This is a genomic window from Microcoleus sp. FACHB-68 (assembly GCF_014695715.1).
Classification (GTDB): Bacteria; Cyanobacteriota; Cyanobacteriia; order Cyanobacteriales; family Oscillatoriaceae; genus FACHB-68.
The window spans coordinates 970378-983683 of the sequence record NZ_JACJOT010000008.1; the positions used below are offsets into that span (position 1 = coordinate 970378).

Sequence of the window (13306 nt, forward strand, 5' to 3'; positions counted from 1 at the left end):
ATTGAAAGCCGGCTTATCACAACTTCTGATAATTTCCAAACCTTTAACAATTTTGTAGATAATCAACAACAGCACCGGCGATCACTTCAGTTCCATCTTTAGGAATTGAGGCGTTGAGGCGAGGCGGTTGCAACGGTTGCTGCAAAAATTCCCAACTGCCTTCAAAAAAGTCTGCCGGTGAGATAATTTGATGATAAGCGCGATCAGCAATTCCTTCTAACAGTAAAGGAGATTCTGCAAACTCCTCTCGCGTTACTGAAACAATCGGAACACCCACCCTCAAAGCTTCGGCAAACGTACTATATCCAGGCTTAGAAATGACTCGCCCGCAAAGCGGCATAAAGTCTACGGGACGGATGGAAAGACTCTGAGAGGGAGAGAGGGAAAGATGGGGGAATGAAGAAGTTTTTGAAGGCTGTCCAGAGACTTTGATTAAATTAGGAAAATCTGGGGCTTGCTGATCAAAGGTGATAAATTGCCAGTCAGAAAATTTTTGCAGGTTGCTATAAGGAATTTGAGCTAAACCCAATCCTCCAAAAGTGAGTAAAACAATTTTTTCCTGCGGTGCAGTTAAGCCCCAAATGCCTCTGATTTCATCCTCGTTATAACGAGGGGAACCTCCCGTTAAGCCCACATCGGTTATGTTGGGAAAAGCGCTCATTGCTTCGTGAAATGGCAAGCGAAATAGACGATCACACTGGCTAAAGCACTCTCCAATCCAATCAGCCATTTCTATAAATTCTCCTCCCCAAGGCCGATAGATAAAATCCCAACCGAAGTTACTCATCATCCAACAAGGAATGCCGGCAGCTTTGGCAATGGGTGCTGCTAATGGAGGAATATCAGCTAAAATTAAGTTCACCTTATTTAAATGAATGAAACTAACTTCTGTGGCAATAATTGAGCGCTGTCGGTCACGGATTTGTTTTAATTCTTTCAGCGTGGTTTCTTTATCCATCGTCAGGCTGTCGCTTTGCACAACGCCCACATCAAACGCACGAGGACGCACGATAAAATCCCCAGGAATATAAGATTCTAATAACCAGCGGGGTGCGGTTGTGACTAACACAAGGAGAATTTCTGGATTCATCTGTTGAATTGCAGCGGCAACAGACGCAGCACGGACTGCATGACCGAATCCATGATTGGTAATTGCGATATATAAAACAGGTCGTGACATTTCTAGTTTCTCAGGTACTTAGAAGGGAGGGTTAATTTTTGTTCGCACACATTTTGTACTAGCCGGCGAACCCGTTCAATAATTTATTTCTGGGCTAATGGTTAAAGTCTGCTTCATCCGAATAAAAAACACATTTCAATGTAATTTATTGAATTTTAGCGATTAGATGGGCTTCAAAATCTCTTAGACTTTAAAATCTGAAATTCCTGCAACTAGCTGGTCTATTTCAGATTCCAAGGTGAAGTAATGAACACAGGCACGGATGCAGTGGGGATTAAGAAGTGTCCGCACCATTATTTTTTGTGATTCTAAGAATTGCACGAGTTGCTGATGTGTGACACCGGCATCCTGTCGGGTTGAATCTAGCTGAAAGGAAATTAACCCGGCTTCTGGGGGGGATGTTCGCAGACAGTTAATGCCGTCTAAGTTTTGTAATTGTTCCCAAAGATATTTACTAACTTTCTGTATCTGTTGGTAACGTTCCTCAGTGCTTCCCCACTGGTGATGAAGTGCCATTGCACTCCGCAAACCGGCATAGAGTGGCACTGCTGAAGTGGCAATTTCAAATCGCTTCCCAGTCGGCTGCCAACCTGCCGGCTGACCACTTCCATCGGTAATAATCCCGCGCCAGCCGATAAACGTGGGATGCAGGCTTTCTAAGGCTTCTGGCTGCACATACAGTCCCCCGACGCCGGCTGGCCCGCACCACCATTTGTGGCCGGTGAAGGCATAAAAATCTGCCGCAATTTCAGTTAAATTCAGCGGCAACACGCCGACAGACTGCGCGGCATCGACTAAAACTCGAACCGGCTTTCCCCAAGTTGAATGGTTATGGCATAGCTGGACAATTTCAGCCAGCGGCAAAACTTGGCCGGTGTTCCACAGGATGTGACTTAAAACCACTAGTCGGGTATTGGATCGCAAATATTGATCAATGGCTGCCACCGGATCGCCATCATTCAACGTCGCCATCAGGGGACAGGTGGAAACTTCGATATCAAACCGGCGCTGCAATTCCCCCACGGCTGCTACAATGCCTTGATGTTCGCAGTCGGTTAGCAGCAGGTGATCCCCAGGTTTCCAGTCAAAACCCCACAAGGCAATGTTGCAGCCAACGGTGACATCCTCGGTGAGGGTAATCGTTTCTGCCGGCACACAAAGTTCTGTGGCGATCGCTTGCCGCGTTTGGGTGGCTTCTCGGCCAAGCCAAGCATTCGCCTCTCCTGAAAATGGCCCAACACGTTCTACTTCTTCATAAGATTGTCTGATCGCCTCCAAAGCGGCTTGAGGCAGTGGACCTTGTCCCCCATAGTTAAAATAGGCTTTATTCACCAAGGCAGGGAAGTGCTGCCGGTGGTCTTCGAGGGAAGTTTGTACTGGGGTAGATCCCGTCATAGTAATCAGTTCAAAGGAGGTTATACTATTTCGCGCTTGCCGATGCCCAAAATGCTAGGATTGCGCTCTAGACATTGTAAGAGCCAGCCGGTGAAATTTACCTGGAATTTATTTCAAAAATTGAAATAACCTGACAAGTAACATCGGCTGATTTCAAGTTGCCGGTTTTTCCCTGAGTGCCTTCGTCTTCACCAGCCTAGAACCTAGCTAAATTTTACTGTTTTAGCCGGCTTTACTTGCTATTGATGATATTTATGGAGTTGAGATTGTGATTCAACCAAATTTATTTTCACTATGAAAGACGAAAAATTGATTTTTTATTCAATTCACCAAATCAAGTTAATTGAAAATTTCCTAAAACTAAATTAACTATTTTAAGATATAATCAAGCTTGAGAAGATATTAAAAAACAATATAATAAAAAAGTTATAAAGTTAACAATTAATCAGCAGAAATTAAAAAAAATAATCCAAAATCTAGTAAATTTGCTCATTAAGGAGTCAAGAAGAAATGTTCGCCGGCAGAAAATTTTTATTGAATAGCACTGAAACAATGCGGTCGGCTCAGTTTTTTGCTAGCCTAAAAGTATGCTTTTGACTGCTGAACTTTTATTTAATTACCAACGGTGCCGGCGTCGGTCTTTTCTAGATACCTATGGAGACGCCCAACAGCAAGGGTGCGAGAGTGACTTTCTGTTGAAACTGCAACAAAACAGCTGGGCACACCGGCAAGCAATTGTTGCTGACATGACGTACCATCAACCCCAGTACCCACGGCGAGATTTCATTGCCGGTGCTGAGGCAACGCTAGAATTGATGCGCCAAGGTGTTGATCGCATTTATCTGGGAATACTGCGGGCAGACGGGCCGGCAGGATTTACACTGGCAAGCAGCCCTGATTTACTGATCAAACATCCCGGAAATTCATCTTTTGGCAACTGGCTTTACGTTCCCACAGATATCAAACTGGGCAAGCGTCCGAAGCTAGACTACCAAATTATTGTGGCTTTTCACGCCTATGTCCTGGCATCTGTGCAGGGAGTTAGCCCAGAAACGGCTGGGTTGCTATTGCGAGAAAAAGGTGCTTATCGGGTGAATTTGGGGCAACGAATGCCGCAAATGCAGCAGATGCTAACAGAATGTATCGAGATGCTGCACCACCGGCAAGAACCTGAAGTTTTCATCGCCCGTCATCCTTGCAGCCATTGCCATTGGTATAACAGTTGCTACGCGATCGCAACAGAAACAAAACACCTGTCCCTGTTACCGGGAGTCACGCCGGTTCGTTACACCCAGTTGCAAGCGCTGAATTTAACAACCGTGGAAGCCCTTGCCGGCATCGATCCGGGGCAGCTTGCTTGTTTAACCGAGTTTCCCGATGAAGTGGCGGGGCAGTTGGTGTTGCAAGCGCAATCAGTTCGGCAAAATCAAGCAATTGCTAAACCGGCAGGTTTGTCCATTTCTCCCTCTGAGTTGCCCACTGCGCCGGTTGAGCTTTATTTTGATATCGAAGCGCAGCCAGAATTGAATCTAGCATTTTTACACGGCGTTTTAGTGGTTGATCGGCACGCTAAAACTGAAACATTTTATCCACTTTTGGCAGAACAGCCGGCAGAGGAAGGCGCAATTTGGGAGCAACTTTTAAACTTGATTTGGACATATCCCGATGCGCCAATTTTTCATTTTTGTGATTACGAGGTTCAAACTTTTAAACAATTTGCCAAGCGTTATAATACCCCCTCCCATTTGTGGCGTCCTGTGCTGAGTCGTTTCGTGGATGTACACGAACGGGTGACACGCACAGCCGTATTGCCGGTGGAAAGTTACGCCCTCAAAGCGATTGCCCGCTGGGTAGGTTTTGAATGGCGCGACCGGCAAGCAAATGGCGCTCAATGTATCTTCTGGTATGATCGTTGGTTAGAAACCGGCGACCGTGCTTTTCTTGACGCAATTCGGCGCTACAACGAAGATGACTGCCGCGCCACTTACGTGGTTAAAGATTGGCTAGTCAACTTTTTGCAAAATGCTGATCGCACACTTGCCCCCCTTTCCTAACCAATCAAACCCGACACTTTTAAAATTTTAAAGAGCGCTTAGGCAAATTTGATTTGCCTCAATTTAAGCTAATATCCGTAAAAGATAACCGAGGGCAATTATTCCACCAGTCAGGGTGAATACAATCTGCTCTCAGGGTAACACTTTGAGCATTCTGAAGATCAATTGACCAAGTTTGCTTTTCGTCTGAACGCGTGATATATCTTTGATCGACCAACTGCCGGTTTCTATAAACTTCTAGCACGATAATATCTTCTTTGTCAGTTACCTTGCTATTTCTGTCTAAACCGAACTCCAAATTTAGTTGAGAAAATCCCGAAGGCACCCCACAAACTACTTCAGCCGCCGCCACACTGTTATTTATAATATCTCCCGATTCATTCAATACATATCTATTATATAAATAAGCAATTTCTGGGAAAGAATCTTTCCCCAGTTTCACCTTGGTTGCTTCCTCAACAGGTTTTAAAGGTTGCTGAATTTCAGGAGTTCGGCTCTGGCACTCTAGATCAAATAAATAAGTTTGATTGGTTTGCGCTTGAAGTTTTAAAGTTGAAAGTAAAACAAGAAAAGTAACGGGAAAAAGAATCAAATTTTGAATAGTTTTCATGTTTACGGCTCCTCACGGGTGGCAGGCGTTCAATAGAAAGTTAACGAATCTTATAATAGAGCTTTTGCAGCAAATTGAGTTAAGTTCAGCCACAAAGATGTTTGCTCAGGTTAGAAGTGATATCAGGTTATTTGTTTTTTAGTAGGTTTGGTGCCGGCCTTCCCTTAACCTAAATGGTTCATATCATATCTAATGAGGCATCATTTAGACCAGACCTCAAATCACTTTAACGGGTTCCTATTTATAATTTAAAGTTCTCATCACAGCCGAGAATGAGATGCCATCGCACGCAAAGCTCGTTCCTGAGAACACCCAAAAATATCGGCTTGAACTTTTCCTCGCACACCACCGGCATCCTTATCCAAATTTTGAACAACTGCTACGCCAAGTAAATATCTTGCTGGTTCACCCACTTTTAAGCCTGCCGGCGTTCCATTGGCGCACTCACAGAACTGCGACGCTATCTGCTGCCGGCGCAAAGGTAGATTTCTGACTGAATCCACCGGCAGCGCCAGGGTTGCCGGTTCAAACCTTAATATCACCCCCTCTTCCCATGCCCCATGCCCATACCTTTAGGTTGGCGCAGCCTTGCCCCATGCCCTATGCCCCATGTCCCATCACCCCCTCTTCCCATGCCCAATGCCCATACCTTTAGGTTGGCGCAGCCTTGCCCCATGCCCATACCTTTAGGTTGGCGCAGCCTTGCCCCATGCCCCATGCCCCATGCCCCATGCCCAATGCCCCATGCCCCATTCAGCCATTTTCAAAAAAAGTGTTTGACAACGCTGAGAAATGTGTGCATAATAAATCTTGGCGAAAAAAAGGGACTGTAGTTCAATTGGTTAGAGCACCGCCCTGTCACGGCGGAAGTTGCGGGTTCGAGCCCCGTCAGTCCCGTTCTGGTAAGCTTGGTATCAAGACGCTTCATAATAGTGTCTTGAATTTAGAGAGAAGTAGAAAGGCCATTCTATACTTAATTTTGGCCGGCCTACTTGAATCTAGCGTTTAAGAGAGATTGCTGTGACTGTTAGAGTTCGTCTTGCCCCAAGCCCAACCGGCAACTTACATATCGGAACAGCCAGAACGGCTGTGTTTAACTGGCTATACGCCCGTCACAACGGCGGCCAATTCATCTTGCGCGTAGAAGATACCGATCTCGAACGCTCACGCCCCGAATACACCGAGAATATCCTAGAAGGTCTCACCTGGCTGGGGCTGAACTGGGATGCGGGGCCATTTTTTCAATCGCAGCGCCTCGACTACTACCGGCAGATGATCCAGACCCTTCTGGATAAAGGGCTAGCCTACCGCTGCTACTGCACAGAAGAAGAACTGACTCAAATGCGGGAAGCGCAAAAAGCCAACAAAGAAGCCCCCCGCTATGACAACCGGCACCGGAACCTAACCCAGGAAGAACGGGACGCCTTTGAAGCCGAAGGACGCACCTCAGTCATTCGCTTTAAAATCGACGATGACCGGCAAATCATCTGGAATGACTTAGTACGGGATGAAGTCAGCTGGCGAGGCAGCGATCTCGGCGGCGACATGGTGATCGCCCGCGCCTCCACTAAAGACGACATCGGCCAACCCCTGTACAACCTGGCAGTCGTCGTGGATGACATTGATATGCGAATCACCCACGTCATCCGAGGCGAAGATCACATCGGCAACACGCCAAAACAAATCTTGCTCTACGAAGCGTTTGAGGCAAAAATCCCAGAATTTGCCCACACGCCGCTGATTCTCAATCAATCTGGCCAAAAGCTATCGAAGCGCGACGGCGTTACCTCAATTTCTGACTTTAAGCAGATGGGTTATACGGCTGAAGCGCTGGTCAATTACATGACCTTGCTGGGCTGGTCATCCCCCGATAATGAAGAGATATTCACCCTAGCGCCGGCAGCAGAAAAGTTTAGCTTTGACCGCGTGAATAAAGCCGGTGCTAAGTTTGACTGGGACAAACTCAACTCTCTCAACCGGCACTACATCCAAGCGATGCCGGTGCCCCAGCTAACTGATTTGCTGATTCCCTACTGGCAAGAAGCCGGGTATCAATTCGATCCCATCGGCGAACGCGCTTGGCTAGAACAGCTCACCGCCCTCATTGGCCCAAGCTTCAACCGGCTTGATGAAGCAGTGGCGATGAGCCGAGTATTCTTTGTCCAAGGGATAGAATTCCATGAGGAAGCAGCCGACCAACTCCAGCAACCAGACGCCCCCAAAGTTTTACAAGCGATTCTGGCTATATTAGACAGCCCGCAGCCCCTCACCGAGTCTGACGCCCAAGATGCGATCAAAAAGGTGACAAAAGAGCAAAATGTAAAAAAGGGGATGCTGATGCGTTCGCTGCGGGCGGCACTCACCGGCGAAGTGCACGGGCCAGATTTGATACAATCTTGGCTGCTGCTTCATCAGCGCTCTTGGGATAAAACCCGCTTGCAAAGTGTCTTAGGTGTGAATGACCCACAGGAGGGTGCCATGACCGAACTACCAACTCCAGAGCAACCAATCGATGAGACGCCGTCTGCAACGTCTTTGCCAGATCCAGCAGTTGCCGGCATGGTGACTGAACCCCCACCCCCTGATGCCTGGGTTGAACAGGAAACACCGGCACCCGTCCCAACTGAAGACCAGTTTCAGCAGATTAGGGATCAAGTTCTCTCAACTTTGTCGGATTTGCCGACTTCCGTGACTGAGTTTTTCGCACAGAATAAAAAGCTGATCAACTCCTTCGGTCTGATCATCGGTGTGTTGCTCGGCTTGAGAGTGCTTCAGGCACTGTTGGATGTGTTCAACAGTATCCCGCTCCTGGGTGGAATTTTTGAAGTGGTTGGCATGGGATACTCTGGTTGGTTTATTTACCGCTATTTGTTGCAAGCCTCTCACCGCCAAGAACTCACCCAACAAATTCAATCAATCAAAGAACAAATTGCCGGTAAACATTCCGCCAATCAATAACCCTTGAAGCTTAAACGTCGGGCCGGCAGTGCCGGCCCTGCTAATGAAGATTCAGGGGAAAATCGGGAAAGTGCGAACTTGAGTTCAGTTGCCGCCGGCAGAAACTCCCTAGGGGCACTTTTAACGAATTTTGTGTTAAAGTTGCCGGGAATAGGTCAAAGTTCCTAACTCAAAAGGTTTTAATTTTTAAGATGCCGGCGGTTTAGTTCTTATTTAAAATCTAAACCTAAAATGCTAAAACCTCTGATTTCCAAAGCGCAATAGACAATCGCAATGCACAACAGAGGGCTATATAAACGCTCGAAATGGTTGAAGGTGTGCGGCTGGACATCTGCCGTGGCGGTTTCGGTTGTAGCGATTGGATTCTGGAACCACTCGGATTTGCGAGCACAGCCGGCTTCGGTGCCTTTATTTGAAACGATTACCCTCAGCCCTAAGTTTAAACCCGACCCAAAAGCCATTAGCGGCATTAGTGGCGGATCAATCCCCGCAGAAGGGATTGCCGGTCGCAAAGAAACAGCCAATGGCCCTTGCGTTGGTTTTCTAGACAAAGAACCTGACCACGTCCTGACGTTGACTGCTTTTTTTAACTATCTCAGCATTCAAGTTGAAAGCACTACAGACACAACCCTTTTGATACGCGGCCCTGGGGGAAGTTGGTGCAATGATGACTCACCCGGCAGAAGTAAAAATCCAGGGATTGCCGGCCAGTGGCTCGAAGGAACTTACCAAGTTTGGATCGGTTCCTACGAGCCAAATAAATACCACCCCTACGTCATAAAAATTACCACAGAGGTCAATTGACATCCTCCCCGTCTGAATAACGGAGATTTCCTCAACCCTGCCGTGAGGTTTTATTCTTCAGCGACTCAAATGAGCTTGAGCCGATGCAAATGCCTTCTTCGCTTTCAGCCATCCGATGAATAGAACTGAAGAGCGAAGTTAAGCCTTTGCGCTCTGTGCCCATACAAGTGCGAAATTTTAGCCTTCACCCTTCACACCTGTACAGGCATGGCAGTGATAGGCTTCACCCTTCTAGCGCGAAGAATCTTCAGGTAGATGCCGGTCAACGCAGTAAAGTAGCTTCAGAACTCCTCTAGCAACCCTCTCAGACGAGCGATCTCAGGATCAATTTCTTCTGGAGGCGGTTCAGGAGCCACGGGTTTTGGCGGGGGTTCTGGCAGCGAGGTTAGGTCAGCAACAGACGACTGACTGACTTGCAAAGCTAACTGCATCATCTGCTGGCTGAGTTGATGTAATTGGCGTTCCAGAGTTTCCAGCCGGCCCGATTCTTTGGCCATTACCCGCTGCTCTAAAGCGGCAAGTTGGCGTTGCACCTCAGCTACTTGTTGTTCCGTCTGACCGGCAGCCGGCTTAGGCTGCTGAGGTTCAAATACCGGCACAGGGCCGGCAGATGGTTTAGCCGATCCCCGTTTCTCAAACTCAGCAAATTGACGCTGGAGATCCGCGATTTGCTGTTCGATTTCCCCAATTTTTGGGCTGGGCCTTAAAGATTCAGGGACGCACAAAAATTGCCACAGAGCTTCTTTACAGAGGTCGCTGAAAGTCTTGTGCGGTTGTTTGGCCAACTCGGTTTCAATCACCGTCAACAAGGTTTGGTCAGCAACCTCTTGGTTGAACGTGACCGATTTATTTGTCTTATTTGACCTCTGGAACATCAGGTTCAAGCCTTATTATTGGCGCGAGCAGGGAATGTCGCTAACTGTGCTTCTCCATAAATATACTGTCCCAAGGCATTCGCTTGTCGAGATGGCGAGGCTAAATGGGCTTCGATCCGGGCGTCTTTGAGCAACAGTTGCATATCATCCCAGAAGAATTCTCCGCCCCCACCAGTCAGAATCACCGCTTTCACGCGCTCTGGCAGCCATGCCAGCACACGCGCGCACATTTCACGGGAAAAACTTTCTTTCAGGTTAGGCAAAATATCATCAAGGTTGGTCGGTTTCGTTGCCCCTCTTGGCCGGTAGAACCGATCACCTTTGGCCCGGTTGACTGCCTCGATCAGAGACAGAGACTGGGGATCTGAGCCTTCAATCTGAGCGGCGACTTGTTTGTAAAACTCAGTCATGGCGAAGGGTTCGCTCTTAGATGCAGCTCGTGCGAACCGGAAACTATCGACCATTAAACAATCGGTCGTTTGATGTCCAATGTCTATAATGGCCACCGGCACTTTTGATAGATCTGTCGTTGCCGGCTTTTTCGATTCGCCTTCACACCAAATGAGGCTGCCATACCCTTCGGGCATCACCCACACCTTGGTAATATTTATTGACATCTGCTCGCCCCGGAAGCTCATTGTGTGAGGGCCGGTTAGCAAGTTAACAAGCTTTTCTTTCTCACGCTCAAACTCTTCTTGGGCGTAGTAAGGCAGGCTGATCACGACGGACAGATCGTCCTTATCCTTGAGCTTGTCGCTAAAGTAACCGATACAAGTTAAGACTTTGGGCAGGGCATCTTCAGTCTTAGATTGCTTTTCTTGGGTGGCGCTAGAGTAAAGATTCGCTCCAAAGTCGGCTGCCAGTTGCCCAAGGGCGTACCCACTTCCCTGGTACTCTACCCACAAATCCAGTAGAGGATCGGTGGTGCGAGCTTCAAAGATGCCTCCACGCAGCTCTTGCACCGGCTTCTCGACAATATTAGCCGGGATGAAAATGACACTATCAGGCTCGCGGCTGACGCAGGTTTTTGTAGATGTTCGGCCCAGATCAACGCTCAGAATCGATTTGTTGACAAAACTAGAGGTTGGCTTGGCATTATTCAACGAAGTCGTCGTTGACTTCGGCGCATTCATCGGGGTAGCAGCGTTTGGTTGGCTATTCATTAGAACTCCTAATCTCACTTAGCCTCAAAATTATCATGTCCCATCCCCCTATTTGGGAAGAGATGAAGACTAAGATATGTTCTGACATTTGATCCGTTAATCGGGTTTATCTCAAACAGATTGTGCTTGGCCTCAACTGCCAGTGCAGTGCCACCGGCAACAGAGAGTTTGAAGGTGTTACAAGACGCTTGAGTTTCTCTGGGTATTGCTGCCGGTGCCATCCAGTGCTATCACTATCCCCCGATCAGGCTCGTAGATGCTTTGCATCTGTCCCTGTTCGGATTGACCCAACAGCCATGCCGGCACCCGCACTCAACATCAGGTGCTGGCCATTAATTCACTTTGCCGTCTTGAAGGCGTCCAGTTAGCTTATGGCATCATTGCACCCTTGGGAAGTCAGTCTTGCCCTTGTTCTTCAACCTTTTAAGTCTAAATGGACACGGTTCACCCTCAAGCACCCAAACCCTTAAAGCCGCACCGATAGCAATATCCATTGAACTTTAAAACGCTCACGCTTCCTACATAAATTTTTCCCAGTTAATAAAATTTTTTGTTAAATTTTGTAAACATCCATATTTAGAAATATAGCTAAACTTCTACTACATCAATAGTTTTTAAATGGCTGAGATTTTTTTTAAACAACATCTAAGTTCTGTCCTAGCTATTTATCTTTAAAGTAACTTACGAGTTTAAGGCTTTTTGTCATCAGTCGATGCCAAACTTATTGAATTTTAGACGATTAATAAACTCAGGCTTCTCAGACTTTTTAACTTAAAAGCACAAATGAGTTTGAGACGGAACTGTTTAAGGAACCAAAACAGCTAAAGCTTGAGGAATGACGCGGAATTGAGCCGGCGTGTGGGTAGTAATTTCGCCATCAGTATTGATGGGGCGAGGTTTGCGAGTAAACACCTCAAATTCAGTGCCGTTGAGGGCGCGAACACCCCGCAAATCAGCATGATTTCCTTGCCGCATTGCCGGCAGCAAGAGAATCATTTGCCACCAGGATTTAATTTCCAGACTGTATAGATCCAGCCGCCGGTCGTCAATTGTAGCATCCTCAGCAACAGTCATCCCGCCCCCATAATAACGCCCGTTACCAACGGCAATTTGAACCGTTTTCACCTTTATTGATTTCCCCTTTAGGCGGATCTCTGCTTTAAAAGGTCGAGATTTCCAAAGCACCTTAAGAGCAGTCAAACCATAGGCAAAAACTCCCCACCGGCGCTTCGCTTCTTTGCTCAACTGTTGAGTAATTTGCACGCTTAATCCCAAGCTTGCCACATTAAAAAAGTATTGGCCATTCACCCAACCCAAGTCAATGCGCCGAATTTTGCCGGCAGCAATAATTTGGCAGGCATCGGGTATAGAAGTGGGAATTTCTAAAGTCCGAGCGAGGTCATTTGCCGTTCCCAAAGGCAAAATTCCCAAAGGTAACTGAGAGTCTATCAATCCCTCTGCGGCTGCATTCAGAGTGCCATCACCGCCTCCAATAATGACCAAATCCACTTCACGCCGGTAGCGCCGAATCAGATCGGGAATTTGTTGAGGATGCTCTGCTGATTCCTCTAGGATCTCAACCCCTAAGTATTGCAACTGCTTAACTGCTTTAGAGATACTTTCATCTCCCTTTCTAGCGCCACGATTGACTAATAGCAGTGCGCGACGCCTATCAGATTGCGAGTTATCAGTCATACTTTTTGGCGTTTTGGCTACGAATAATCCAATAACTAATTGAAAGGGAAAAAACTGCAACAGCTAATCCAATAATTTGAATCCCTTCTATTTTCTCCAGATCCAAGATGATAATCTTACGAGCGACTGCAATGATAGAAGTAACAATGACTAACTCTACTTGAATAACGTGTTTTTTGAGGTAAGCCGTAATATTTTCTAGAATTTCTAGGGCAATCAAAACATTCAAAAACAAACCAAAAACTTTAAACAAATCCTTACCGAAATTGTCTGGCGGTGTTGTGAGGAGTTCTAGAAACAGAAAGAGTCCCAAATTCCAAAGGGAGGCTAAGATAACAATGATCATCCCCACAGAAAGAATTTTGGAGACAACTACTTCCAGGTTTTCTAGCCCATGCAGGAAGTTTTCATCTTGGCCAGCTCGTCTCAGTTTTTTGTATAGGTTTTTAAATAACCACATTGTTATCAGGTTTGTTGACAGCAAAACCGTTATGAGGTTCCTTTGAGAAAGCTGTCTTTTCATTGAGGTCGCACCCCTTCTCAAGCAACTTATTAACTAGCTGGGAGAGCAT

General features: G+C 46.9%; 13 protein-coding genes and 1 tRNA gene. 5 read left to right on the forward strand and 9 right to left on the reverse strand.

Annotated elements, in window-relative coordinates; genetic code table 11:
* Positions 1-43: 43 nt before the first annotated feature.
* Positions 44-1180 carry a glycosyl transferase gene (locus H6F73_RS12935; protein WP_190759132.1) on the reverse strand — a complete coding sequence of 379 codons (1137 nt, stop codon included), beginning with the start codon at positions 1178-1180 and terminating at the stop codon, positions 44-46.
* 183 nt (positions 1181-1363) lie between these two features.
* Complete coding sequence (locus H6F73_RS12940; RefSeq protein ID WP_190759133.1) at positions 1364-2575, reverse strand: aminotransferase class V-fold PLP-dependent enzyme; 1212 nt, start codon at positions 2573-2575, stop codon at positions 1364-1366.
* Positions 2576-3162: 587 nt separating this feature from the next.
* On the opposite strand from H6F73_RS12940, the gene H6F73_RS12945 reads away from it, so the two are divergent.
* The gene (locus tag H6F73_RS12945) at positions 3163-4629 is read left to right on the forward strand and encodes a TM0106 family RecB-like putative nuclease (RefSeq protein ID WP_190759134.1); all 1467 of its coding nucleotides are present in this window, start codon (positions 3163-3165) and stop codon (positions 4627-4629) included.
* 58 nt (positions 4630-4687) lie between these two features.
* Here H6F73_RS12945 and H6F73_RS12950 read toward each other — a convergent pair whose 3' ends face one another.
* From H6F73_RS12950 to H6F73_RS12960, 3 genes are all read right to left on the reverse strand, one after another.
* A complete protein-coding gene (locus H6F73_RS12950; RefSeq protein ID WP_190759135.1) occupies positions 4688-5239 on the reverse strand; it encodes a hypothetical protein in 552 nt (183 codons plus the stop codon).
* Positions 5240-5499: 260 nt separating this feature from the next.
* Positions 5500-5781 carry a hypothetical protein gene (locus H6F73_RS12955; protein WP_190759136.1) on the reverse strand — a complete coding sequence of 94 codons (282 nt, stop codon included), beginning with the start codon at positions 5779-5781 and terminating at the stop codon, positions 5500-5502.
* Positions 5778-5915, reverse strand: coding sequence for a hypothetical protein (locus tag H6F73_RS12960; RefSeq protein ID WP_190759137.1), 138 nt, complete (start codon positions 5913-5915; stop codon positions 5778-5780). Before H6F73_RS12960 ends, H6F73_RS12955 begins: the two co-directional genes overlap by 4 nt.
* A gap of 147 nt (positions 5916-6062) precedes the next feature.
* Between H6F73_RS12960 and H6F73_RS12965 the strand changes: the two genes are divergently transcribed.
* The 4 genes from H6F73_RS12965 to H6F73_RS12980 all read left to right on the forward strand — a co-directional run bounded on the left by H6F73_RS12965 (position 6063) and on the right by H6F73_RS12980 (position 9001).
* Positions 6063-6136, forward strand: a tRNA-Asp gene (locus H6F73_RS12965).
* A 123-nt stretch (positions 6137-6259) separates the two neighbouring features.
* Positions 6260-8197: a glutamate--tRNA ligase gene (gene gltX, locus H6F73_RS12970; protein ID WP_190759138.1), complete on the forward strand. Its 1938-nt coding sequence runs from the start codon at positions 6260-6262 to the stop codon at positions 8195-8197.
* A 3-nt stretch (positions 8198-8200) separates the two neighbouring features.
* Complete coding sequence (locus H6F73_RS12975; protein WP_190759139.1) at positions 8201-8365, forward strand: hypothetical protein; 165 nt, start codon at positions 8201-8203, stop codon at positions 8363-8365.
* A 105-nt stretch (positions 8366-8470) separates the two neighbouring features.
* Entirely contained in the window at positions 8471-9001 is a 531-nt protein-coding gene (locus H6F73_RS12980) for a hypothetical protein (RefSeq protein WP_242072433.1), read from the forward strand.
* Between the two features lie 281 nt (positions 9002-9282).
* Here H6F73_RS12980 and H6F73_RS12985 read toward each other — a convergent pair whose 3' ends face one another.
* The 4 genes from H6F73_RS12985 to H6F73_RS13000 form a co-directional block, all read right to left on the reverse strand.
* On the reverse strand, positions 9283-9876 hold the full coding sequence (locus tag H6F73_RS12985; RefSeq protein WP_147688355.1) for a plasmid segregation centromere-binding protein ParR: 594 nt from the start codon (positions 9874-9876) through the stop codon (positions 9283-9285).
* A gap of 5 nt (positions 9877-9881) precedes the next feature.
* Complete coding sequence (locus tag H6F73_RS12990) at positions 9882-11039, reverse strand: ParM/StbA family protein (protein ID WP_190759140.1); 1158 nt, start codon at positions 11037-11039, stop codon at positions 9882-9884.
* A gap of 804 nt (positions 11040-11843) precedes the next feature.
* Positions 11844-12734 (reverse strand): lipid kinase, encoded by an 891-nt coding sequence (locus H6F73_RS12995; protein ID WP_190759141.1) that lies wholly within the window; start codon positions 12732-12734, stop codon positions 11844-11846.
* On the reverse strand, positions 12727-13194 hold the full coding sequence (locus H6F73_RS13000) for a phosphate-starvation-inducible PsiE family protein (protein ID WP_242072434.1): 468 nt from the start codon (positions 13192-13194) through the stop codon (positions 12727-12729). The genes H6F73_RS12995 and H6F73_RS13000 overlap by 8 nt, the downstream gene beginning before the upstream one ends.
* Positions 13195-13306 lie beyond the last annotated feature (112 nt).

Excerpts from the sequence above, each read along its gene's own strand:
- H6F73_RS12945 (WP_190759134.1), top strand. The coding sequence starts at position 3,163 with ATGCTTTTGACTGCTGAACTTTTATTTAATTACCAACGGTGCCGGCGT.
- H6F73_RS12995 (WP_190759141.1), bottom strand. The coding sequence starts at position 12,734 with ATGACTGATAACTCGCAATCTGATAGGCGTCGCGCACTGCTATTAGTC.
- H6F73_RS12940 (WP_190759133.1), bottom strand. The coding sequence starts at position 2,575 with ATGACGGGATCTACCCCAGTACAAACTTCCCTCGAAGACCACCGGCAG.
- H6F73_RS12985 (WP_147688355.1), bottom strand. The coding sequence starts at position 9,876 with ATGTTCCAGAGGTCAAATAAGACAAATAAATCGGTCACGTTCAACCAA.
- H6F73_RS12980 (WP_242072433.1), top strand. The coding sequence starts at position 8,471 with ATGCACAACAGAGGGCTATATAAACGCTCGAAATGGTTGAAGGTGTGC.
- H6F73_RS12935 (WP_190759132.1), bottom strand. The coding sequence starts at position 1,180 with ATGTCACGACCTGTTTTATATATCGCAATTACCAATCATGGATTCGGT.
- H6F73_RS13000 (WP_242072434.1), bottom strand. The coding sequence starts at position 13,194 with ATGTGGTTATTTAAAAACCTATACAAAAAACTGAGACGAGCTGGCCAA.
- H6F73_RS12960 (WP_190759137.1), bottom strand. The coding sequence starts at position 5,915 with ATGGGGCAAGGCTGCGCCAACCTAAAGGTATGGGCATTGGGCATGGGA.
- H6F73_RS12950 (WP_190759135.1), bottom strand. The coding sequence starts at position 5,239 with ATGAAAACTATTCAAAATTTGATTCTTTTTCCCGTTACTTTTCTTGTT.
- H6F73_RS12990 (WP_190759140.1), bottom strand. The coding sequence starts at position 11,039 with ATGAATAGCCAACCAAACGCTGCTACCCCGATGAATGCGCCGAAGTCA.